19 protein-coding genes and 1 pseudogene are annotated in these 21,694 nt (G+C 56.3%); 9 read left to right on the top strand and 11 right to left on the bottom strand.

Annotation, left to right across the window (positions count from 1 at the left end; genetic code table 11):
* Window positions 1-318: 318 nt before the first annotated feature.
* Entirely contained in the window at window positions 319-789 is a 471-nt protein-coding gene (locus ELY25_RS05915; protein WP_126950359.1) for a GFA family protein, read from the top strand.
* A gap of 37 nt (window positions 790-826) precedes the next feature.
* Here ELY25_RS05915 and ELY25_RS05910 read toward each other — a convergent pair whose 3' ends face one another.
* From ELY25_RS05910 to modA, 4 genes are all read right to left on the bottom strand, one after another.
* Window positions 827-1,387, bottom strand: a complete 561-nt coding sequence (locus ELY25_RS05910; protein WP_126950358.1) for a manganese efflux pump MntP — start codon at window positions 1,385-1,387, stop codon at window positions 827-829.
* Window positions 1,388-1,685: 298 nt separating this feature from the next.
* Window positions 1,686-2,795, bottom strand: a complete 1,110-nt coding sequence (gene modC, locus ELY25_RS05905) for a molybdenum ABC transporter ATP-binding protein (RefSeq protein ID WP_126950357.1) — start codon at window positions 2,793-2,795, stop codon at window positions 1,686-1,688.
* Window positions 2,788-3,486 carry a molybdate ABC transporter permease subunit gene (gene modB / locus ELY25_RS05900; protein ID WP_126950356.1) on the bottom strand — a complete coding sequence of 233 codons (699 nt, stop codon included), beginning with the start codon at window positions 3,484-3,486 and terminating at the stop codon, window positions 2,788-2,790. The genes modC and modB overlap by 8 nt, the downstream gene beginning before the upstream one ends.
* Window positions 3,483-4,301, bottom strand: coding sequence for a molybdate ABC transporter substrate-binding protein (gene modA, locus ELY25_RS05895; protein WP_236995656.1), 819 nt, complete (start codon window positions 4,299-4,301; stop codon window positions 3,483-3,485). Before modA ends, modB begins: the two co-directional genes overlap by 4 nt.
* Window positions 4,302-4,519: 218 nt before the next feature.
* Here modA and ELY25_RS05890 point away from each other — a divergent pair, with 218 nt between their 5' ends.
* The gene (locus tag ELY25_RS05890) at window positions 4,520-4,930 is read left to right on the top strand and encodes a DUF1090 domain-containing protein (RefSeq protein ID WP_126950355.1); all 411 of its coding nucleotides are present in this window, start codon (window positions 4,520-4,522) and stop codon (window positions 4,928-4,930) included.
* 55 nt (window positions 4,931-4,985) lie between these two features.
* On the opposite strand, the gene ELY25_RS05885 is transcribed toward ELY25_RS05890, so the two are convergent.
* Window positions 4,986-5,714 (bottom strand): CDP-alcohol phosphatidyltransferase family protein, encoded by a 729-nt coding sequence (locus ELY25_RS05885; protein ID WP_126950354.1) that lies wholly within the window; start codon window positions 5,712-5,714, stop codon window positions 4,986-4,988.
* Between the two features lie 308 nt (window positions 5,715-6,022).
* Here ELY25_RS05885 and ELY25_RS05880 point away from each other — a divergent pair, with 308 nt between their 5' ends.
* From ELY25_RS05880 to ELY25_RS17995, 4 genes and pseudogenes are all read left to right on the top strand, one after another.
* The gene (locus ELY25_RS05880) at window positions 6,023-7,012 is read left to right on the top strand and encodes a zinc-dependent alcohol dehydrogenase (protein WP_126950353.1); all 990 of its coding nucleotides are present in this window, start codon (window positions 6,023-6,025) and stop codon (window positions 7,010-7,012) included.
* A gap of 18 nt (window positions 7,013-7,030) precedes the next feature.
* Window positions 7,031-7,429: a 6-pyruvoyl trahydropterin synthase family protein gene (locus tag ELY25_RS05875; RefSeq protein WP_126950352.1), complete on the top strand. Its 399-nt coding sequence runs from the start codon at window positions 7,031-7,033 to the stop codon at window positions 7,427-7,429.
* Window positions 7,426-9,402, top strand: coding sequence for a glycosyltransferase family 4 protein (locus tag ELY25_RS05870; protein WP_126950351.1), 1,977 nt, complete (start codon window positions 7,426-7,428; stop codon window positions 9,400-9,402). The genes ELY25_RS05875 and ELY25_RS05870 overlap by 4 nt, the downstream gene beginning before the upstream one ends.
* Window positions 9,403-9,406: 4 nt before the next feature.
* Window positions 9,407-10,273 (top strand): annotated as a pseudogene (locus ELY25_RS17995) (lysylphosphatidylglycerol synthase transmembrane domain-containing protein); the annotation flags it as partial.
* A 60-nt stretch (window positions 10,274-10,333) separates the two neighbouring features.
* On the opposite strand, the gene ELY25_RS05860 reads toward ELY25_RS17995, so the two are convergent.
* Window positions 10,334-11,161: a RibD family protein gene (locus ELY25_RS05860; RefSeq protein WP_126950822.1), complete on the bottom strand. Its 828-nt coding sequence runs from the start codon at window positions 11,159-11,161 to the stop codon at window positions 10,334-10,336.
* Window positions 11,162-11,258: 97 nt separating this feature from the next.
* Here ELY25_RS05860 and ribA point away from each other — a divergent pair, with 97 nt between their 5' ends.
* Complete coding sequence (ribA, locus tag ELY25_RS05855; RefSeq protein WP_126950350.1) at window positions 11,259-12,365, top strand: GTP cyclohydrolase II RibA; 1,107 nt, start codon at window positions 11,259-11,261, stop codon at window positions 12,363-12,365.
* A gap of 39 nt (window positions 12,366-12,404) precedes the next feature.
* On the opposite strand, the gene ELY25_RS05850 is transcribed toward ribA, so the two are convergent.
* The 4 genes from ELY25_RS05850 to ELY25_RS05835 form a co-directional block, all read right to left on the bottom strand.
* Window positions 12,405-13,175: a creatininase family protein gene (locus tag ELY25_RS05850; RefSeq protein ID WP_126950349.1), complete on the bottom strand. Its 771-nt coding sequence runs from the start codon at window positions 13,173-13,175 to the stop codon at window positions 12,405-12,407.
* 61 nt (window positions 13,176-13,236) lie between these two features.
* Window positions 13,237-14,019: an FkbM family methyltransferase gene (locus ELY25_RS05845; RefSeq protein ID WP_126950348.1), complete on the bottom strand. Its 783-nt coding sequence runs from the start codon at window positions 14,017-14,019 to the stop codon at window positions 13,237-13,239.
* Window positions 14,019-15,998 carry a glucans biosynthesis glucosyltransferase MdoH gene (gene mdoH / locus ELY25_RS05840; protein ID WP_126950347.1) on the bottom strand — a complete coding sequence of 660 codons (1,980 nt, stop codon included), beginning with the start codon at window positions 15,996-15,998 and terminating at the stop codon, window positions 14,019-14,021. The genes ELY25_RS05845 and mdoH overlap by 1 nt, the downstream gene beginning before the upstream one ends.
* Window positions 15,991-17,517 carry an OpgD/OpgG family glucan biosynthesis protein gene (locus ELY25_RS05835; protein WP_236995655.1) on the bottom strand — a complete coding sequence of 509 codons (1,527 nt, stop codon included), beginning with the start codon at window positions 17,515-17,517 and terminating at the stop codon, window positions 15,991-15,993. Before ELY25_RS05835 ends, mdoH begins: the two co-directional genes overlap by 8 nt.
* Window positions 17,518-17,726: 209 nt before the next feature.
* Between ELY25_RS05835 and ELY25_RS05830 the strand changes: the two genes are divergently transcribed.
* Window positions 17,727-19,322: an alkaline phosphatase family protein gene (locus ELY25_RS05830; protein WP_126950346.1), complete on the top strand. Its 1,596-nt coding sequence runs from the start codon at window positions 17,727-17,729 to the stop codon at window positions 19,320-19,322.
* Between the two features lie 22 nt (window positions 19,323-19,344).
* Window positions 19,345-20,754 carry a mannose-1-phosphate guanylyltransferase/mannose-6-phosphate isomerase gene (locus ELY25_RS05825; protein ID WP_126950820.1) on the top strand — a complete coding sequence of 470 codons (1,410 nt, stop codon included), beginning with the start codon at window positions 19,345-19,347 and terminating at the stop codon, window positions 20,752-20,754.
* 2 nt (window positions 20,755-20,756) lie between these two features.
* Here ELY25_RS05825 and ELY25_RS05820 read toward each other — a convergent pair whose 3' ends face one another.
* On the bottom strand, window positions 20,757-21,692 hold the full coding sequence (locus tag ELY25_RS05820) for a lysophospholipid acyltransferase family protein (protein ID WP_126950345.1): 936 nt from the start codon (window positions 21,690-21,692) through the stop codon (window positions 20,757-20,759).
* Between the last annotated feature and the right edge of the window lie 2 nt (window positions 21,693-21,694).

Raw genomic sequence — 21,694 nt, 5'->3', positions numbered from 1 at the left:
GTCAGCCGTGCCCATTATATAAACGTGCCAATTGCTAAACGTAGCTCTACCGTTACGGTATAGGGCAGCTCGGCTGCGCGATAATGCATCTCTTTATAAACGACGAAGACTGCTGCATTGAAAGCGCTGGCGTCACCGTGTGCTAAAGTAAAGGGAGAGAGCACATACGCTTTAGCCACGATAGTTATTCTTTAAAAACAACGGCTTAATGCTGTTGTGCCTATAGTAAGAAAGTATTTAAGAAAATAGCTAAGAAATTATCCGGTTATTCAGCTTTGCTGATGCCCGTTGCGGGTATCTGTTAAAAAGGAGGTAACTATGTTGCTCGAAGGGTCATGCCATTGCCAAGCCGTGACGTTCAGCGTGGAGTCACACCATCCCTACCCATTCAATCTCTGTTACTGTTCTGTGTGTCGCAAAACGGCGGGCGGAGGCGGTTTCGCAATCAATCTCAGTGGAACAAGCAAAACACTCAGTGTAAAGGGTGATGAGCAAATTTCGATTTATCGAGCGGTTATTGATGGCGAGCAAAGCACTGGGGAGCGACATTTCTGCAAGCATTGTGCGACAGCGCTATGGGTTTACGATCCCGATTGGCCCGAGCTAGTGCATCCTTTTGCCTCGGCAATTGATACGGATTTGCCGATACCGCCTGAGCGGACACATATGATGTTGGGAAGCCGGGCCGATTGGGTCGAGGTAAGCGTACAGCCACAAGATAAATGTTTCGACGAGTACCCAGATGAAAGCCTTGCCGAGTGGCATCAACGGCTAGGGCTAGAGAGTTAGCGCTATTGCCGACCTTGGGTAAGGCTTTCCCGCATTTTTATAATATCCCGGTATGCTGAATAAGGACCATTACGCCAATACCGATCAGCACAACACCGCCGATTAATTCGGCCCAGTGGCCGACGAACTGTCCGAATTTATGGCCAAGCAGCGTGCCGATGGAAGCCATCACGGTAGTCGCCAGGCCAATGGCTAAGCTGGTGACAATAATATCGGCATCGATAAAAGCAAGGCTTGCGCCTACGGCCATAGCATCAATGCTGGTGGCAATGGCGGTTAAAATGAGCAGCCACAGAGTTTGTTTGCGGTGCTCTATCTTGTCCTCTTTTTTAAGCCCGGCGTAAATCATATGTAAGCCGATGGCGGATAACAGCGTAAACGCGATCCAGTGATCCCAGGCCTGAACCAAGCGTTGGGAAGCAACACCTGCTACCCAACCCAGTACTGGGGTAATCGCTTCGATAACGCCAAATACCAGACCAATGCCGATCGCATGATGAAACTTTGGCTTTTTCAATTCAGCGCCTTTGCTGATAGAAGCGGCAAAGGCATCAGCCGACATGGAAATAGCCAGAAATATTAGAGTGACGGGTGTCATGGTAAGTAAATTCTCTCGCTAAAAACGTACCGACTATGGCGTTCTATTAGCATTGGTTAATGCACATGCATAAAAAGAAAAGCCGGGTACTTGATAGCGATGAATCCTAGCATGATTGAATGCAAATAAAATCTAAGTGGTTAAAATATAAAGTTTATTGCTGCCAACTAACATAGCCTTGGCTAACTATCTCAGTATTAGCTTATTTATAAAAACAGCGCTTATAAATCAACGTTGAAAAACGCAATCCTAAGCAGCGCTAGTTTAAAAGTCAGGTATTTGAGTGACGGTTAAAGGGTTAAAGCGCATTAAACGATACGCTGCGAATTAATGCCGTTACCTGCATACCCTGCTTTAAGCCCATCTCATCCCAGGATTTGCGCGTCAGCCGCGCGCGTAAGACAAACGTGCCGATACGTAAATGTAGCTCGACGGTATAGGGCGCCTCGGGAAGTATGGCGAAATCACTGATAGTGGCGTTGAGCTGGTTACGGTAACTGGTGTTGGCGGGCGGAGTAAGCGCGAGAGCAATATCTCGCGCCAGAATGCGCACACGTATGCGGCTGCCCATAGGCGCTGAGGTGCCGGGCAATACCAGCTGATGTTCGTTATCGAGAGCCAGATGGGTAAGGCCGTACGCTTCATCGTGGGCCACTACAATGCCTTCCAGTAGCGAGGCGGCGTCAAATCCTCCAAGCTCATGGGTTAAATCAAAGCGCTGAAGCAGCGCGCCTAGCTTGTCGCTGGCGCGAACCTGACCGGCTTTCAGTACCACAAGATGATCGGCAATGTCCGTGATTTCTTTTGCATCGTGGCTAACGTAAATCACCGGAATATCCACCTGCTGGGTGAGCCGGGTGATATAGCGCAACAGCTCATCCTTGCGGGCGCCATCAAGCCCGGTTAATGGCTCATCCATTAGCAGCAGCTGTGGCTCGCTCAGCAGGGCCCGGCCAATGGCCACACGCCGGGCCTCGCCACCGGATAGCATGCCGGGCATGCGTTCCAGCAACGCTTCAATGCCTAATAGCTCCACTATTTCATCAAAACGTTGCGGGGCCAGGCTGCGTATGCCATAGGTCAAGTTGCCGCGCACGCGGTAGTGGGGGAACAGGCGTGCCTCTTGAAAGACCACGCCAATACGCCGGCGGTGCGGCGGCACGAAAATCCCTTTCTGGGTATCCAGCAGGGTCTGCCCACCCAATGTCATTACGCCCTGTTTGGGTTTTTCAAGCCCGGCGATCAGCCTAAGCAGGCTGGTTTTGCCGCTACCGGAGGGGCCGAACAGGCCGCTTACGCCCGCCGCGGGAAGATCAAGCTCAGCGGCAAGATGAAAATCACCCAACTGCTGATCTACCTGCAGTGCCAGTCGTTGCGTGTTGGGCAGAGTCGTAATTGAGCTAGCCATCGCGTTCCTGCAGGCGTTGTCGGGTGCGGCGCGCCAGCCACTCGGAAATAACCAGGGAGGTAAGCGCTATGAGAATGGCGATAATGCAAAGGCGTGCGGCAGCGGCTTCCTGGTCGGGGGATTGAATCAGGGTGTAAAGCGCCAGTGGGAGATTGCGAGTTTCACCGGGAATGTTGGAAGCAAACGTAATCGTCGCACCAAACTCGGAAAGCGCCCGGGCGAAAGCTAGCACCGTACCGGTCAGCAGGCCGGGGATCGCCAGCGGCAGGGTAATGGTGGTAAATACCCGCCACCGGTTGGCGCCCAGGGTACTGGCGGCCGCTTCAAGCTTGGGGTCAACCGCTTCAAGGGATAGCCTGAGGGCACGCACCAGCAGCGGGAATGCCATCACGCCGCTGGCCACGGCAGCCCCTTGCCAGGTAAACGGCAGCGATACGCCCACAGTGCTATATAGCCACTGGCCAATAATGCCTTGCCTGCCCAGTGCCACCAGCAGTAAGTAGCCAACCACCACAGGCGGAAGTACCAGCGGCAGATGAATCAGGCCATCCAACAGCGCCTTGCCACGAAACTCATACCGAGCGAGCAGCCAGGCAACACCAATACCCAAGGGTAGAATCCAGGCAACGGCAGCCAGCCCGATCAACAGGCTAAGGCGGATGGCTTCCCACTCGGCGGGCGATAGGGTCACTGTTGGCCCATATCTGTATCAAACCCGTACTTGGCAAAGATGCCTAGCGCTTCTTCACTTTCAAGCCACTCGCGTAAGGCAACCGCAGCATCGTTCTGCTCGGCGTTAATTAACGCTACAGGGTAGGTAATCGGCTCATGGGTCTCAGACGGAAAAAGCCCCAGTATGCGAACGCGCTCGCTAGCGAGCGCATCGGTTTGGTAGACCACGCCTACCGGTGTTTCATGGCGTTCAACAAGGGTAAGCGCCGCGCGCACATCGTTGCCCTGAGCAAGTCTTGGGAGTAACTCATCCCATTCATTTAAGGCTTCAAGCGCCTGCTGGGTATACATGCCGGCGGGTACGTGGTCAGGGTCGCCCACCGAGAGCCGGTCGCGATCCCCTAAAAGGGTTGCGATAGAAGCGCCTTCACCGGGAGTAAACTGCTCCGGCAGGTCAGGGCTTGAAGAAATCAGCGCCAGGCGGTTGTGGAGTAAATCGCTACGCTGCTGAATATTAATGCCTTGGGCTTCCAACCAGTCCATCCATTCGACGTTGGCTGAAAGAAACAGTGCGGATGGGCTGCCGTTGGCGATCTGGCGGGCAAGCGTTGAGGAAGAAGCGTAGATAGGCGTTATGACCACATCATGCTGGGCTTCATAACTAGCAATCGCTTCGTTAAGCGCATTGGTAAGCGAGGCCGCTGCGGCTACTTGAACGTTCACTGCCGCCGTCGCTGACGAGGAGATAGCCAACATTACTGAAATGGCAAAAGCGAAGCTCCACCCGGCAAAAGGGGGGGCTTTTTTTGCGCTGGTCCCGGCTTTGATCATCATGTTACTTCCGTTGTGAACATTAGAGCGTAGCGAACGATAGTTAAAAGACTTTTGCCGTTCAACTCAACCGCTTTGTTATACGCTCGACTGGTGTGTTTTCGTTGGTATCAGGGGATTAATAGTCAGAACTACGGCTCCCTTTTGCGTTCCAAGCTCCAGCAATGCATAAATGCTTCAATATTTATCGGCCCGATAAGTCACTCAAGGAGAAAAGCAAAATGAATAAATATGTCGTCAAAGTAGGGATTATGACATTGCTGGCCGGTATGGCACTGCCTGCAGTGGCAAGTGCCGATGAGGTTTTATGCCAACACAAGGCAGAAGAGATTCAACTGCAGTTGGAACATGCTCAAGGGCAGGGTAACCCGCACCGCGTACAAGGCTTGCAGCGCGCTCTAGAGGCAGTGGAAAACGACTGTACTAACGAAAGTGTTCTCAATGAGGCAACCGATGAGGTGAAAGCAAGCCTTGCGGACGTTCAGGAACGCCAGGCGGATTTCGAAGAGGCGCTAAACCGCGGCGATGAAGACGATATACGCAAACGCCGCGTCAAGCTTGAGGAAGCAACCTTAGAGCTTGAAGAGCACACCCGGCAATTAAATGCGTTACATGGCCAGCTCAGTCAATAAAGTTTGTTGCTAGAGATTAGCTGCCACGTTTTAAACCATCAGTGTGGGGTATGGCTCAGCGCCGGGATTGCTTGTACAGCCACCAGCTATCCAGCCCAAAGGAGTAGGCAAGCGAGAGGAGCGCGCTGAGCGCAAGCAGGCTGGTAAACAGCGAGTGTGTAAGAGGCGTCAACGCCAGCAGGAGTGCGGAAACCTGCCAAACACACACCAGCTTGCGCCGAAAGCTTGCAAACAACGGCGCTGCCAGCCAGGTAAAATGCCAGCTAGCGGCTATAAAAAGATAGCGCATCACACCAACCAACAGCACCCAAAGCCCCAGAGCCTCTTCCTGAATCAAGCCAATACACAGTAGCAGTATCAGCAAAGCGTCCAGTTCCATATCAAAACGAGCGCCAAAGGGAGTAAAGCTATGCGTTCGCCGGGCTATCCAGCCATCCACGCCGTCAAGCAGTAGCGCAATGGTGGCGACTATCAGCCATAGCCAAATGGCATCAATAAACGCGTCATTGGCTAACGCACCTGCAACTAAGGCAATAAGCACGCCACGAAATAGCGTCACCCGGTTTGCCCAGCCAAGCGCGCCATGAGACCAGAAAAACATTACACATAGGCTTATTAACGCATAGGTTGCGTAGGCAAGCCCCCAATTAGCGCCCGTAGCCATCAGCGAAGGCAGTAAGCAGCCAATTACCAGTAGCACCAAACTGGCTATGCCCAGCTCGGAGGCACTGTGAAGACGGTTAAGTAACCAGTGATTAGTAGGAGGACTGAGGAGTTGGCTCATAGTGTCTCGCAAAGCGGTCACGCTGCCCGCCGTCAATTATGTAATGCAAATATCTCAATATGTACCATTCTTGTACAAAGCGTATGAATCGTCCATATCTCTACCATAGCCTATTGATGTCGTTGGGAAGTAATTAAAATCGGGTTCCCCGTTCTTAATTTAGTTTTGCCATGTGCATTCATCGACCAATGCTTTTTCTACGCTACGCTATAAGAAATGCCATAAAAACTTCATAAGCGGGTGCTGTGGGACGACCAGCGTTTGGCACCCAGCTCATTGGATAAAAACGCTAATAATAGGGAAATGTCATGTCGGCGACCGTTACCGCCACCGCTTTTTGGGTCACTCACCCGAGGGTTGGTGAACTCAAGCGTGAAACACTCACCGCTATTGGCGAAGAGGATGTTTTGGTACATGCCCTGTACAGCGGGGTGAGCCGGGGCACTGAATCGCTGGTATTCAACGCCCGCGTACCGGAAAGCGAATTTGGTCGCATGCAGGCGCCGTTTCAGTCCGGCCAGTTTCCAGCCCCGGTCAAGTACGGCTACTGCAACGTTGGCCGGGTCAAACAGGGGCCTGCGTCTTTGCTGGATAAAACCGTTTTCTGTCTCTTTCCCCACCAGGATCGCTACGTAGTGCCTGCCGCCATGGTGCTGCCCGTGCCGGATAATGTACCCGCTGAGCGTGCCGTGCTGGCCGCTAACATGGAAACGGCCATTAATGGCGTGTGGGATGCCGAGCCCATGTTGGGTGAGCGGATTACCGTTATTGGCGCTGGCGTCGTCGGGTGTCTGGTGGCGTATCTGTGTTCACGGATTGTCGGTGTGAATGCCACGCTGGTGGATATCAACCCGGAGCGCCAGACAATCGCCGAGCACCTGGGGCTTACCTTCTGTACGCCTGATCAGGCGCCTGACGATCAGGACTGCGTTATTCATGCAAGCGGCCACCCCGAAGGCTTGCGCCAGGCGCTAGGCCAGGTGGGAAATGAAGGCCGAATTATCGAAATGAGCTGGTTTGGCGAAGGCGAGATTCGCCTGCCGCTGGGTGGCGCTTTTCATTCACAGCGTCTTAGCCTGCGGGCAAGCCAGGTAGGCCAGCTACCCGCCAGATTACGCCCGCGTTGGGACTACCAGCGCCGCTTGACCCTTGCGCTCAGCTTGTTGGCCGACAGCCGGCTGGATGCACTTATCAATAGCGAAAGCGATTTTGAAATGCTGCCGCAACTGGCCCCGCAGCTATTTTCATCAGGCAGCAATGTGCTTTGTCACCGTCTTCGTTACTCCACTGCCAATTAATCAATACCAGGAGCGTTTATGTACCGTCTATGTGTTCGTGACCACTTTATGATTGCGCATAGTTTCAAAGGGGAAATTTTCGGCCCCGCCCAGCGCACCCATGGGGCTACCTATGTGGTCGATGTCATTTTTCAGCGCCCTGAGCTTGATGAAGATGGTTTGGTGATTGATATCGGTTTGGCCAGCGAAACGCTAAAGGAAGTACTTTCACATCTGAACTACCGCAATCTGGATGACGAAGAAGCTTTTGCGGGCAAGAACACGTCTACCGAGTTTATGGCCAGCGTTATTTTCAGCCGGCTGGCCGATGCCATAGGGGAAGGCACCATGGGCAAGACAGCTCAAGGAATTACCCGCATGGAAGTCAAACTGCATGAATCCCATATCGCATGGGCAAGCTATGAAGGCGATCTATGAGTGAGCCGCTAACGCTGATTATTGCCGGCGAGCTGACCCAGCGCACCGGCGGGTATATTTACGACGCGCGCATGGTCGAGGCGTTACGCCAGCAAGGGCACACCGTTGAGGTGGTCAGCCTGGCAGGCTGCTTTCCTGCCGCGGATGCAGAGGCCGCCGAACAGTTGGCAGCGGCGTTAGGTGCACTGCCGGAGAGCACTCAGGTCATTATTGATGGCTTGGCCATGGGCGCTCTGCCAGAAGTGATTGCCCAACATGCCAAGCGCCTGATGATTACTGCGCTGGTCCACCATCCTCTAGGCGATGAGCAGGGGTTGAGTGAGGCGGAGCAGGAGCATTTTCATCAAAGTGAGCTTGCCGCACTGGCGACAGTTTCGCGCATTATTGTCACCAGCCGATTTACCGAGCGCCGGTTGCAGGCCCTGGCAGACCAATACGCCATGCCATTAAAAGCCCGGATAAGTGTAGTAGAGCCGGGTGTGGAAACCGCTCCGCCAAGTGCTGCGTCTGGGCCGGGCGAGCCGATTCGCCTATTGTGCGTGGCAACCCTGGTTCCGCGCAAAGGACAGGATCTATTGGTGCGGGCATTGGCAGGCGTTCCCACCGACACCTGGCAATGCGACTGCTATGGAGGCCTGCGGGATGCAGCCTTCGCTGACCGGGTGCAGCAGCTGATTAATATCAACCGGCTTGAGGCCAGTATCCGGCTACACGGCGAGTGCGACGAGGCGGCGTTGACGCAGGCTTATCAAAACGCCCACGCGCTGGTGCTGCCTTCCTGGTATGAAGGGTATGGCATGGTGGTTACCGAGGCCTTGGCGCGCGGCCTGCCGGTGATTACGACCACTGGCGGTGCCCTGGATGAAACCCTGCCGGGCGGCGCGGGCCTGAAAGTGGCCCCTGGTGACGTGGTGGCGCTGGAACAGGCCTTAAGCCGTTTTTGCAGTGATGCCGATCTTCGCGCTGAATTGCGTGCCGGCGCCATGGCCACGCGTGAGATGCTGAGTGACTGGCAGGAAGCGGGCACCGCCTTTGCCCAAGCACTTACCCAGCCGCTTGCCCAACCGAATGGCGAGATGCCTGACTACCATGCAGGCAGTCAATTCGCGACTGACTGGCTGGCGCTGCGTGAAGACGCGGACTTCACCTTCAGAAGCAAGCAGCTGCCAAGTAAAGCCGCGGAGTGGTTAAAAGCACGTGCCCAAACCTGGCATATGGTGGATCTAGGGGCTGGCCGGGGCAGCAATATGCGCTTTCTAGCGCCGTTTCTACCCGCCCCCCAGCACTGGACGCTGGTTGATCATGATGCGGCCTTGTTAGAAGAAGCCAAGGTAAGCGTCGGCACGCTGCGCAATAAAAACGCCATTACGGTGGAAACGCTCTGCACATCGCTGGATTCGCTGGAGCAGGCTCCCTTGCAAGCCGCCCAACTTATGACCGCGTCAGCGCTGTTGGATCTGGTATCGCAACACTGGATCGACATGCTGGTGGCACACTGCGTAAAGCATGAACAGGCACTTTTAATGGCGCTCAGCGTCACCGGCGAGTGGGGCTTTACCGATGCCCAGGGGGAGCCAGTGAGCGATGATGAAGATCACTGGCTTTTAGCCCTGTTTATTGCCCATCAGCGGCGCGACAAGGGTTTGGGCGATGCCCTGGGCGGCCAGGCCCATCAAGCGTTGGTCGATGCGCTGGAACAGGCGAACTATCACGTTGAGCAAGCCAGCACGCCGTGGCGATTGGCGGCGGAAAACCCTGTTCATCAGCCATTGATGAGGGCGCTTATTGAAGGGTGGGCTGAGGCGGCGACAGAGCAGGCGCCTGAAGCTGCCACGCGTATTGGTGAATGGCGCGAACAGCGCATGCGCTCGGTGGCCTGCGGGGAGGTCGGTATCTGGGTTGGGCATTGCGATCTGCTGGCGCTGCCTCAATGCAATACGCCGTTAGCGGACACGCCTGCAGGTAGGGCATAACCCCATGGCCATAAAATCGGCATTGCGCTCTCCCTGGATAAAACGCGCCCTGATCAGCGCGGGGTTGCTGGGCGCCGTTGCGCTATTTGTAGAACCGCGTGAGGTGGTGGCGCAGGTTGAGCGGCTATCGGCCGGGTGGGTGGCGCTGGCTCTGCTTGTCAGCGTGTTTCAAATCATGCTGAGTGCCTGGCGCTGGCAGTTTACGGCTGGGCGAGTGGGCACGCCGCTACGCTTTAACTATGCATGGCGAGAGTATTATCTTGCGCTACTGGTCAACCAGCTATTGCCGGGCGGTATCTTGGGCGATGCCGGGCGCGCCCATCGCCATGCACGCCAAGCCAGGTCACGGGGTAGCGCCTGGCGGGCGGTGATTATTGAGCGCACATCCGGGCAGGTGGCGATTGTATTGTTGACCCTGGCGGCACTTTTGCTCTCACCCCTTTGGCACGCCGTACTTGGCTGGCAGACAAGTCTGATGCTGGTGGGCGGGCTGGGATTTTTAGCCGTTGTGCTATGGCAAGGCCTTTCGCGCCTGCCTTCTCACAAGTTGCCTGCATGGTGGCACGCCATGGCGGTGGATATTAAACGGGGGCTGTTTAGCCCTGGCGTATGGCATTTGCAGCTGGGGTCTTCACTGGCCATTGTAATGAGTTACGGCCTGGTAATGGTATGTGCCGCGCGGGCTATCGGCGTGGATATTGCCGCTTTGCAGCTGTTGGCGTTGGCACCCGTACTGCTGTTAGCCATGCTGGTACCCCTTTCTGTGGCCGGCTGGGGGTTGCGTGAAGGGGCCGCAGCAGGCACCTGGGCACTGGTCGGGCTACCAACGGCTCAGGGCGTGGCGATCTCTCTGGCGTATGGCGTTCTGGTGCTGCTTGCAAGCCTGCCGGGCATCTGGGTGGCCCTGGGGCGTCGCCACCGTGCTCCGCCCTCAGGTGAAAGGGGCGGCGCGCAGCAGCACGTCGAACAACGTGTCGTCACCACATCGGAATCGGCGCATGGTCGGGCGCAGCGCACTTTCAAGCGTTTCGATGGGCGTCATTTGCAAACCGGGCCTGCCCGAGCCAATCAACAGTGGGGCAATCAGCAGATGCAGGCGGTCTATAGCGCCCGCCTCAATGAATTGCGACACCGTCACGCCGCCCCCTTCCACCAGAATGCGCTTCAAGCCGTGCTGGTTAAGCAGGGCAATCACGTCACCTGGAGCGAACTGTCCTTGAGCATTGAGAGGCAATACGCAGCGCTTCACCGAGACGTCAGTCGGCGAAGCCGCTGTCTCCGGCCCCACTATGTGCAGGGTGGGCGCCGAATCGGTATGAAACAGTTTGATACTTGCAGGCACACGGCCACGTGGGTCCAGCACCACCCGCGTTGGGTGAGGGCCAGTGACATGGCGTACCGTCAGCTGCGGGTCATCGGCACTGGCCGTACCTGCCCCGACCACTACCGCATCCGCCAGGGCACGAAGCCGGTGCAGGTGCACCAGGCTCTCATGGCCATTGATATAGTGCGAGTGGCCGCTTTCCGTAGCGATACGCCCATCCAGGCTTTGCCCGAGTTGGGCAATTACCCAGGCCGAGTGACTGGCCAACGGCGTCAGGCACGCCAGCAGTTCAGCTGCCTCGGGCGTCACGGCATCGTGGTCGAGGGCGCGGCCGGGCTTGCCATGGCGCGTGGCCTGAAGCCACTGCCACACCGACTCTATGTCCAGCAATGTTTCCTGATCAGTACAACCACTATGACGAGGGGGGGTGGGCATAACGCCTCCGCGCTGAGAAAACCGTCTTATCTTGCGGGGCAGCACGGCCTAGCGCAAGCGTACTCTACCTGCTGCACCGGGCAATTAGGAGGCCTATATGTATCACATTGAACGCGCTATTTTCGATATTCGCCGAGGGTTGCCGGTGGTGCTTAAAACGAGCGAACAGCGTCTTCTGGTACAGGCACTGGAAGGCAGTGACTCGGTTGATACGCTGGCCAGACTTGCGGGCACGCGCCCTTCACTGGTGTTAACCCGTCATCGCCTGGAAGCCATGGGCATGTCGCTCACCGCTGAAGCGGCTTGCCTGCCGTTGGTTGAGCACATTAGCGAAAGCGATTTACAGGCGTTGGCAGTTGTGCAGACCACGCGGCGACCATCGCATTCGCTGTTAAGCGGCCTGAAACCTGCAGGCCCTGGCGAGCGAGGAGCGCTTACCTTGATGCGTCGTGCCTTGCTGATTCCCGCTGCGCTATGCGCTGAGGTTAGTGAGAAGGCAAGCGATGCGGTGGCGCAGGATGTAGCGAAAGGCAAGCTGCTGGAAATCGATGCAAAAGAGACGGAAAAATGCTTGGCAGGTGCGCCGGGAATGCTCAAGCGCGTCAGTGAAGCGCGTATTCCGCTTGAGGATGCCGCGGAAAGCCGCTTTGTACTCTTTCGCGAACCGGACGGCCTTCGCGAGCATGTGGCGGTGGTCATTGGCCAGACTGAAAACATGCAAGGCGCGGTGCCCCTGCGCATGCACTCAGCCTGCCTGACCGGTGACCTGTTTGGCAGCCTGCGCTGCGACTGCGGCGAGCAGCTGCGCAATGCCGTGGCGGATATTCAGGCCATGGGCGGTGGCGTGTTGCTGTATCTGGCTCAGGAGGGGCGCGGCATTGGCCTGGCCAACAAGTTACGTGCTTATACGCTGCAGGATGGCGGGCTGGACACGGTAGACGCCGACCAGGTGCTGGGCTTTGGTGATGACGAGCGCCAGTACGCCGTTGCTGTGGATATGCTTAATGCGCTGGGTATCTCCCAAGTACAGCTACTGACCAATAACCCGCTGAAGATTTCTGCCCTACGCGAAGGCGGGATTGAAGTGGTATCGCGTCAGGCGCTTTATGGGAGCGTCACCGACCAGAATCATCGCTACCTGAGCGCCAAGGCCAGCCGAGCTGGCCACCTGTTCGGCGACGTTCTGGAAAGCCGCAGCCGCTAACGAATTAGGCGCTCTTGAACACCATGCCGATGATGATGGTTAAGAGAGCGCTGGCAGCCTGGCGGTTTCGGCAACAACGGTTGCCAGCTGGGTAGCGTAATGCTGCACCAGACGCATGCCGAGAGCGGGGGTTGCCTGGCGGGCGTCGCCAGCTACCCCGTGCTGACTCAGGTCTTCGGCTAGCCAGGCAAAGGTGGCTGAGCCTTCTGGGCCAACCAGCTGGTTATCGGGTAGGGTACCCAACGGGGCGCTCTGGTAACCCTCCAAATTTACCGTGGCAGGGGCCAGGTACTGCATCATGGCCGTTTCGAGCAGCCCGCCGTGCAGGCCATAGCGCAGCTCCTCAGCGGCGATAGCGCCTTCCAAAGCCGACAGCCGTGTATAGGTGGCTTTGACTACCCGCATATCAAAGCGTTGGCGTAGCGTAAGGGCGGCCAGATCCATAATGGCCTTGTTGCCACCGTGGCTATTGATCAGTACCAGTCGTTTGATGCCTGCCCGCGCGATGCTTTCGCCATAGGCTTCAAGCGTGCTGATGGCAAGCGTTGCGGGCAGGCTAAGCGTGCCAGGAAAGCTTGTGTGCTCGTCGCTGGCACCTACTGCAATCGTGGGCAGGAAAATGACGTCCAACGCCGGGTCAAGATGTTCACGCATGGCAGCCGCCAGCCCTTCACCAATGATCAGGTCAGTACCCAACGGCAGGTGCGTGCCATGTTGCTCAATGGCGCCCAGTACCAGTACGGCAACCGGGTCGCGCTTTGCAATAGTGGAAAGCGTGGGAACCGTCAGCGTTTGCCAATCGTAAATCATAGGTTGTCAGCTCTTGAAAGCGGAGTGTTGGGCTTGGTTCTTTGTATGAGCTTAGTGGTTCTTAATCACAGCGGCCGACCACCGGATGATCGACACGGCAGGCATACAAATCGCCCGACGCCAGGCCATCGGCCTGGGCGGAAAACCAGTTAATAATGGTTTCTGGCGTTTGCCAGGTGGGCCAGTGAAAGTGGCGCTGTTCACCGGCGATAGCGTTAAAGCGGTAATCCCCCAGCGTCTCTAGTCGGGCAACGCAGGCGCGGCCCACGTCAAGCGCACCTGCCACAAACTCCACCGAAAGTGCCGCCACCGGTTGGCTCAGGCCCGCCAGCACGTCGGCTTCAAAACCTTCAACGTCAATCTTGATAAAGCTGGGTTCACCATACTGCTCGATCAATTGATCGAGCGTGGTAACGGGCACACGCAATTGTTGTTCCCAGCGCACCTGACGAAAGCTTTCGTTACGCTCACCAATCTGCTCCCGCCAGCCAAGTGCCAGGGTGGAAAGCGTCGGGTGGCGGGAACTGATGGCAATATCGGCAAAGCCGGGCTCAGGTCCTGCAGCTAACGGTAACAGCGTGACGGTCGGGTGCCTGACAATACGCTGAAACCACTTGGCAAGTTCGGGCTGAGGCTCCAAGGCGATAACCCGAGCACCGAGTGCATGAAACGCTGCACTGCGATCCCCCAGATGGGCGCCAATATCAAACGCGATATCGCCTGGCTGGATGAAAGGTTGATAGAGGCGCTGCAGGCTTTTCTGCCTGCCAGGTCGCCAATACACCAGCATTGAACGGGCCAGCCCACCAGTGCTGTCCAGCCAGTTCAATAAATGGTGGAGCATCAATGAGGCTCCTTCAGCGAAGATGCCGTTGGCGCCTGCGCCTGCCCGGAAAACTGTTTCAGCGATTGGCTGGGCATATCCCCGCCCAGCTCGCTCGGTAGTGTATTAAGCGTAAAGGCCCCTTCCTCTATAGCGTCCAGGCCTGAGCTACCGCGCTCCATCAGAGCAGCAAAATCATTTAACAGGGCAGGGCTCAAACTGTCGCTTGGCGTTTGCAGTAACCCGAAACGACGATTGATAACGCCGCCCCAGGTGCTGCTGCTTGAATACTTGATAATGGGTACCGCTGCTACAAGGCCCAGCCAGGCAGGGGTCAACCAGCCAAAGGCTGAAGTTGAAAACAGCATCACAGCGCCTGCCCAGCCAATGCCGCACAGAGTCATCCAGCCGGCATGTTGCCATACTTCCTTCCAGGGTAACGAGCGCTCGCCCCGAGGCTGGGTTTGCCATTCAACAGAGCGACCCAGCAACACGTTGATGATAAACAGGCTATGCCAAGCCATCATCAGCGGCGCAATCAGCGCGGCAAACAGGATCTCCAGCACTGCGCTTGCCAGCAATTTTAACCTACCACCGAAAGCATGAGGAGATTGCCCAAGGGCCAGCAGCAGGCCAAGGAATTTTGGCGCCAACAGCATACCTAGGGTAACAACCAGTAGCCCGACCGGTAATGACTTCGAAAACGTTTGAGTGGGTGATTCATCAATTGCATGGTAGCCCACCAGAATGCTGGAGCACACCAGCAGCCCAAGCCAGACCAGCGATGACAAGTAGGCAAATGCGCCGAATAAAAAGTGCAGACGACTCAAGGGGTGCAGGCCTGCGCCTGTCAGCAGGCGCAAATGCTGCAGATTGCCTTGCAACCAGCGGCGGTCACGCTTGGCAAAGTCGAGCATGTTGCTTGGCATGGCTTCAAAACTGTTGTGCGATGCGCTGGCATAGGGATTGCGAAGTGAAACCGACGTGGTAGCCGTGGTATCCAGCAGCACCTGCCAGCCGCTGCGTTTTAGCAGCGCGGCCTCGACAAAGTCATGGCTAAGAATTTCCCCGCCCATGGGCGGCTTGCCGGAAAGCGTGGGTAAGCCTGCGCTAGCCATAAAGGCCCGCGTGCGGATAATCGCATTATGCCCCCAATAGTTGGCTGCATCGCCCTGCCAAAAGCTTTGCCCGGCGGCCAGCATAGGGCTATAAAGCGCCGAGGCGAACTGGGTAAAAAGGCCAAACAGGGTACGCTGGCCCACCGGGATCGGGACGGTTTGTATCAAACCGACCTCCGGTTGTTGCTGCATGCGATGCACCAGATTCAACAGCGTTGCGCCGCTCATCAGGCTATCGGCATCCAGCACCACCATGTGATCGTAATTCTGACCCCAACGACAGCAGAAATCTGCAATATTGCCCGCCTTACGGCCCAGATTGTTCTCGCGGCGGCGGTAGTGAACCGCAAGTTGTCCGGCGAGGCGTTGCTGCAGGGCGGCCACGTGGGCGGCTTCTACCTTGGCCTTGTCAGGGTCTTGTGTATCGCTCAGGACAAATACTTCGAAGTGCTCGCTTAGTGGCGTCTCAAGGCGTTGGTGAACGGCTTCGGCCTGCTCAAGAAGCGAACGACAGGTGGCTTCAAGGCCCGCAATGGTGGGAATGGGCGGTTCGGCATAAATCGGCATGATCAGGGCCGTACGGCTAACCAGTAGATAATCGTCAGTCAGTAACGATACCTGCTTGCGCAGACTCAATGGGTCGAGGCGCAGTGCGCAAACGACAAAACCACAGATGGCGCCCCAAAATGCCAGAGCGATCCAGGTAAATGTCAGCGCAAACAGCACCAGCATGATGATCTGCCAGCTGATTCCCAGGCCGGAGATCACGTGGGACATCGCCACACAGCCCGCAATGCTGGAACTTATGACTAACACGGCTAGAAGTGCTCGGCGCAATGCCAGGCCCGGAATGGAAGGCGGTAATTCGTTAAACTTAGGCATCGGGGTACCACACATAGTTCCAGGTTTCACTAATTGGCTGACCGTCCAGTATTAAACGCAGGCGAATATCACTCGGCTCGCCATTCGCGGGGATGCGAAAGCTGGCGCGCCAGGTGTTATCGGGAAGTGACGTGACCTGAGGGATGAGTATCTCGCCCGTTTGGGCGCTGATATCCAGCGTCACCGGTGCATCATGGTCAATGCGGTCCAGCGCTCCACCCTGAAAATCGACAATGAACTGGCGCTGTGGGTTCTCCGGATTTGACTCGCCAGGCCCCCATAACCCACCGTGACGGGTGCGTACTACGCGTCCCAGCGATTCCAGCTCAGACTCATCATTTAATGTGTAGGTATGGTAATGAACATGACGTGACTCTCCGGCCTTAAGCGGCTCATCCTCGACCCAGTAAGCCACGATGTTGTCGAAGGTTTCATCAGCCGTGGGGATCTCCACCAGTTCGACATGACCCGTGCCCCAAGGCTCAATGGGTGCGGCCCATTGGCTCGGCCGGCGATGATACTGCGCTTCCATATCCAGATAGCGGTCAAAGTCACGCTCACGCTGCATTAAGCCAAAACCGCTGGGGTTATCATCGGAAAAGCTCGAAATGCGCACTTGCTCGGGGTTGCTCAGCGGTCGCCATATCCACTCATCAGCGCCGGTATGCATTAATAGCCCGTCGGAATCGTGTACTTGAGGCCGAAAGTCATCCTGGTGTGCTTGGCTTGCCTCGCCAAAGGCATACATGCTGGTCAACGGGGCGGTACCTAGCTTGGCTACATCATCACGTGCGAAGAGCTTGGCTTCCACTTCAGCGTCGGTCTGCTCACCTGGGCGCAGCGTAAAGCGGTAGGCACCGCTTAGCGATGGGCTGTCCAACAAGGCGAGCAGGGTGATTTCATCGGCATTTTCGTCAGGCTTGTAGAGCCAGAACTCGCGAAAGGCCGGAAATTCTTCTCCCTCGGCCGAAGCCGTATTGATGGCAAGCCCGCGGGTTGATAGCCCAAAAATCTGATCCCTGCCCACCAGACGGAAATAGCTGGCGCCGAGAAAAACCGCGAACTCATCGGCATACTCATTATTATTAAGAGGATAATGAAGCCGGAATCCCGCATGGCCGCTGCCGCTTAAATCGTGCTCCAGAAGCGCCTTTGCATCGTCATCGTATTGAAAATCATCGGTTGAAAAGGGTAGGGGGGAAATCTCACCGTTATCAATGATATTGAGGGTAACGGGGGTTTGAAATAAGAAGCCGCTATGAAAGAGCTGCAAATTGAACGGGCTTTCCTCACGCCAGTAAGCCTGTTCAGGGGCGAAGCGAATTTGCCGGTAAGTGTCGTAACTGATGCCTTTTAGCGCCGGGGGAAGCGACTCTTCGGGCGCTTGGTAGTCCTCTTTGGCGAGCGCCTGAGCACGCTCAATGACCCTATTGAAATGTGCATCATCCTGAGCGCTGGCGGGCAGCGCCAGCAAACAGCCGAGCAATAACATCCATTTTCCATTATTCGTACAACGCATAGGCGAGTTCCTTTCGAGTGCAGGCCTAACATAATTGAGCAAAAGCCAATCCAGACGTGTTTTTTTAAACAAATATTATACGCTTAGTACTTAATGCACACTGTGTATTTAATATATGGCCGTTATTACACCGCTTTTTTTAGATGATCGTTTTGTAAGCCCACAATAACCATATTGATGATCCATTCATCGGGAACAATGAGAGCGATATGTGGCGATTGTTTTTAGGTGCGTCAGCACTCAACGTATTGCTTGTAGCGCCCCTATGGTGGCGCTTTGGCACTATTGGCGAGCCTTTGATTGCATGGGAGGCATGGATCATAGTGCCGCTTATGCTAGTGCTTCCCAAAGGCATGCCTCGCCGCTTGCTGGGAGTCGCCCTGATAAGCTGGGTTACCTTGGCAACCATTGCCAATTTGGGCAATGCCGCTACCTACATGGCCTTTGGAAGATCGCTAAACCTTTATTTAGACACCCCTTTAGTGCGCTCAATTTTTCATTTGCTCGTAGGTAATGTAGGCCAAGTTTGGGCCGTTTGCGCGATGCTTGCAGGCACCGTGTTGCTATTGGGTATTTTTTGGGGGCTGGTCCGCCTGCTGCTGCCAACCAGCCCTTTACCTCTGAATCACTTGAAGGGCGGCATCGCGCTTGGGATTGCAGTACTGGCCTCAGCGCTGGCCGTAGTGCACTTGACTGGCAAAGCTTTCGTGTATCAGGCAGCGCTGCCGATGGTGGAAGCCACGCGCTATCAGTGGCAGCAGGTCGTCATCACTCATCAGGCGCGTCTGTACTTTGCCGAGCAGCTTGAAACGGCACCGCTTCAAACCCGGGCACTACCGGGGCTTGAAGGGCGCAATGTGCTGCTGACGTTTGTGGAGTCTTACGGTGTTTCGGCGCTGGATGATCCACGTTACAACCATGTATTGCGGCCTACGCTTGCCGATATGGAGCGTCGTTTGGAAGAGCGCGGTCTTCATGTGGTTTCAGGGCTTCTTGAGGCCCCCATCCGCGGGGGGCAGTCGTGGCTTGCCCACGCCACGTTATTAAGCGGCCGCTGGATCGACAATCAGCTCTGGTACCGGCTGATGCTGAGTACCCAAAGCTCCACGCTGATTGATGACTTCAAGGCGACCGGTCAGCGCACGCTGAGTGTCATGCCGGCGATTACCCTCGCCTGGCCGGAGGGCGAAGCCTACGGGTTTGACGATATCGCGGTAGCCGAGGATATTGAATACGCAGGCCCCCCGCTTAACTGGGTGACCATGCCTGACCAGTTCACGCTTGACTACTTACAGCGCCACCTGCTCGGCGATTCGCCCGTCTTTATCCAGATGGCGCTTATTTCAAGCCATGCCCCCTGGACACCTATCCTGCCGGTGATCGACGATTGGGAAACCATCGGCGATGGCACTATTTTCGCGCCTTGGGAGCATGCCGGTGACCCGCCTGAAGTGCTTTGGCAGGATATCGAGCGGATTCGCGATCACTACGCCTGGTCGGTCAACTACGCTGTAGAGGTAACCGGACGCTGGGCCGAACGGGTGGTGGACGATAAAACACTGCTAATCATGCTGGGCGACCATCAACCAGCGCCGCTGATCACCGGCGATGGCGCCAGTGCCACGGTACCCGTGCATATTATCAGTGGCGACCCTGAGCTATTGGCGCCTTTTTACGCCTATGGTTTTGTTGACGGTACCCTGCCAACTCTCGAAAACCCAGAAAAAGCCGCCCGGATGAGCCAGCTGCGTAGCTGGCTTCAAGAAGGGTTTGGAGCAGTAAGTGGAACTGAAGCGGCGCAATAGCTTCGCCTACAAGGACGACACCATGATTCAGCCGGTCATTTTATGCGGGGGTAGTGGTACACGGCTGTGGCCACTCTCGCGTGAACAGATGCCCAAGCAGTTTTTGCGATTAACGTCATCGCAAAGCCTGCTTCAACAAACGCTCGATCGCTTAACAGGCTTAACCACCAGCTCGCCTATTATTATGGGGCATCAGGCCCATCGGTTTTTAATGGCCGAACAGCTGCGCGAAATAGGCCAGGAGGCGCGCATTGTTCTCGAGCCTGAAGGGCGTAATACCGCACCGGCGATTGCCTGTGCGGCGTTATTGGCAAGCGACGCCGGTGAGGACCCGCTGCTGCTGGTGCTACCCGCCGATCACGTTATTGGCGATATGCACGCCTTTCAGGACAGCGTGAATAAGGCTATTAGCCTGGCTGAGGAGGGCTATCTGGTAACGTTTGGTGTCGTGCCCACGCACCCCGAAACCGGCTATGGCTATATTGCCTGCGGGGAGGCGCTGGGTAACGGGCAAAAGCTTACGGCCTTTATTGAAAAACCAAATAGTCAACGTGCCACCGAACTCATTGAACAAGGCAATACGCTGTGGAACAGCGGTATGTTCCTGCTCCGCGCATCTACCTACCTTGGGCAACTTAAGCGCCTTCAGCCCGCTATGCTGGCAGCTTGCCAAAAAGCGGTCAGCCTGGCGCAGCGTGACCTGGATTTTCTGCGCCTTGATGAACAGGCGTTTTGCGACTGCGCGTCAGACTCCATTGATTATGCCGTGATGGAGCACTGCAGTAACGCGGCGGTCGTTTCGCTTGATGCGCAGTGGAGCGATATCGGCAGCTTTGATGCGTTGTGGAATATAGCCACACCGGATGAGGCGGGCAATGTTACTCAAGGCGACGCGCTGCTTGAATCAACTACGGATTCGCTGGTGATTGCAGAGCATCGGCTAGTGGCCACATTGGGCGTCAAGGATCTTATCGTGGTGGAAACCCCAGACAGCGTGCTGGTGGCTCATCGCGACAGGGCCCAGGAGGTCAAGCAACTGGTGGCCGCGCTTACTCAGGCTGGACGCAGCGAGCCGCAGTTGGCACCTCAGGTTCATCGTCCTTGGGGGAGCTTTCAGGCCATTGATACCGGCGGGCGGCATCAGGTAAAGCATATTACCGTCAAACCGGGCGGTCGGCTGTCGTTGCAACGCCACCATCACCGCGCTGAACATTGGGTGGTGGTCAGCGGTACGGCGCGGGTAACGGTCGATGAGCGCTGCTTTCTGGTGAGCGAAAACCAGTCAACCTATATTCCTATTGGTGCGCTGCACCGGCTGGAGAACCCCGGCAAGATTCCACTTGAGCTGATTGAGGTTCAATCCGGGGCATATCTGGGGGAAGACGATATCGAACGGTTGGATGACGTGTACGCCCGCCAAAATGATGAGTAGGCTCAGTAAAGCCGAAAATCGTTGGCATCCGGGTGACCCTGCTGCTCTTCGATCACCTTGCGGTAGCGCTTGTATTCCCATTGGTACTGGGCCGGATCAAGCGCAATGGATGCTTCTACACTTGCGTTCACGCCGCTGGCGGATTGCACCTCATCGGGGCTGTAGACCCGCTCATCGGCATCCAGAAAATGAATCGCAAAGCCGCGACCGGGAAGACGCAAGGCAACGCCGGTGACCACTCTTGCCTGAGTGCGCGCGACCAGCTTGGGTAAAAGCGTTGCGGTGTAGGCATTATGACCATAAAAAGGTGCAAATACGCCGCTGCCCCAGTCGGGTTCCTGATCCGGAAGAATGCCAATGGCTTCACTGCGTTTGAGCGCCTTGAGAAGCGCTGCCACGCCGCGCGGGTTGGTCGGAACCAACTGGGCGCCCATACGCTCGCGGCCATGGCGAATAATTGGCTCAAGCGCGGCGATCTTGGGCGGCTCGTACATGGCGGTAAACGGAAAGTGGCTTGAAAGCCAGAAATTGAGCACTTCCCAGTTGCCAAAATGCGGCGCCAGCACGATGACTCCCCGACCTTCGGCGCGGGCGCTGTCCAGCTTGTCGCGGCCATGAACCTCCACAATGCCCGCTTCAATACGCGAAGGCTCGGCCATCCAGGCATAGCCAAGCTCCATCATGGTGGCGGTAGAGTGGCGCAGGCTCTGCTTGGCGAGCGTATTGCGCTCGTTTTCGCCAAGCGTTGGATAGACAACCTCAAGGTTGAGATCCGTGACCTTGCGCTCGCGCTGGCTAAACCGGTAGACCAGGGGCCCAAGGGTTGAGGCAAACCGCCAGAGCCTTGGCAGGGGCCAGCGGGAAAGTGTGCGCCAAAGCCAGGCAATTGCCTTGGCTTTAGAAAAGCGCCGGGAGAGTGCCGTTGTGTGTTCGGTCATAC

It is taken from the genome of Vreelandella populi, from assembly GCF_003989825.1.
Taxonomy (GTDB): domain Bacteria; phylum Pseudomonadota; class Gammaproteobacteria; order Pseudomonadales; family Halomonadaceae; genus Vreelandella; species Vreelandella populi.
This window is presented reverse-complemented; position numbering and strand designations above follow the sequence as displayed.